This is a genomic window from Candidatus Neomarinimicrobiota bacterium (assembly GCA_017656425.1).
Taxonomy (GTDB): Bacteria; Fidelibacterota; UBA2242; order UBA2242; family B5-G15; genus JACDNV01.
In genome coordinates this window covers 1-1,444 of sequence record JACDNV010000045.1, presented here as the reverse complement: position 1 = coordinate 1,444, position 1,444 = coordinate 1, and the positions used below count along the sequence as shown (strand labels likewise).

The window sequence follows — 1,444 nt, the reverse complement described above, 5'->3', positions numbered from 1 at the left end:
TGGCCGTTTACATGCGCGACAAATATCCCGACTTGGATATGGAGTATGTTTTTATGGACAGCGGTTGTGAGTTGCCGGAGACTTACGAGTACCTAGAAAAAATAAAGGCTGTTTTAAACATTGATATACAGGTAATCAAACCTAAGGGGGATTTTGATTACTGGTTAAAATACTATAATGGCGTTTTGCCATCTCCGCAACATAGATGGTGTACTCGCCAACTAAAGCTTAAGCCTTTTGAGGCTTATATAGGAGATGATTTGGTTTTTAGCTACATTGCTATTAGGGCCGATGAAGATCGAGTAGGATATAGGAAGAAAAAGGGAAAAAACATTATCCCTAGACTTCCTTTCAAAGAGGATGGCATTACTTATAAAGATGTTATCAATATATTACAAAATTCTGGTTTAGGATTACCTGGCTATTATGAATGGCGGAGCAGATCAGGATGCTATTTTTGCTTTTTTCAATCAGATGCTGAGTGGATTGGTTTGAAAAAATATCATCCTGAAAAATTCGAAAAAGCTTGTCAATATGAAGAAAACCATTCTGATGGTCGAATTTACACCTGGAGAGGGAGAAGAGGAGGTAAACCTTTATTTCTGAGGGACCTTAAAAATGTTGAGCTACTTGAGAAAAAACAGTCACATGAGGAAAGCGATAATAAAAAACTGTCAAAAAAATTACCAAAATACATAAACCTTACGGGTATAAATGTAAATGATATTTTAATCTAAGGTGGGGTGGGGGAGAATGCAAAACTATAAAGAATTGCTTAACAAGTTAAAGGTGTCTAAGCGAGGAAGAGAAATTAGCCCCCACAAATATATTCTTTTGTTGTCAATTGTTACTTTATTTAAGAAAAACAAGGGTCATGAGAATAAATTTACCTTTAATGAATTAGAGCCTGTTTTTCTATCACATTTTAACGACTTGTTTCCAGAAATGCCTGGTCATAGAAAAATGCTAGAATACCCTTTTTATCATCTTCAAAGCGATGGTTTTTGGTACCTGCAAATTAAAAAAGGAAAAGAGTTAACTTACCAAATGTATAAAAAAAACAGACTTACAAAAAAAAGGCTACTTGAAACTGTAGATTATGCATATTTGGATGGAGACGTATATAACCTGCTTCAAAATGAAGAGTGGCAACAGTTGCTGGAGGATGAAATAATTAGATTGTTGCGTAGTGATAACTTTAGTAATCAATATTACCCAAGTGATTACCTAAGTGCTCAGCAAAATTATACAGATAACATGGCGGTAAAGGAGCAAGGTAGCTTATTCGAACACGAAAAATCAGCAATTGATATTATGAAAAACATTATAAATAGTGAACAAATTGGGAAGCTTTCAAGTAATGTTTTAATATTTGATACACAATCAAATAACTATTACGAATACGATATAATTCTTGTCACGCATACAGGGATATATGTCGTTG

At 34.2% G+C, this 1,444-nt stretch carries 2 protein-coding genes; both read left to right on the top strand.

The window, feature by feature from the left end; all coding sequences use genetic code 11:
• Positions 1-737: phosphoadenosine phosphosulfate reductase family protein (locus H0Z29_12145; GenBank protein ID MBO8132235.1), on the top strand; the 737-nt coding region annotated here is incomplete at its 5' end.
• Between the two features lie 16 nt (positions 738-753).
• The coding region (locus H0Z29_12140) for a serine/threonine protein kinase (GenBank protein ID MBO8132234.1) at positions 754-1,444 on the top strand (691 nt) is incomplete at its 3' end.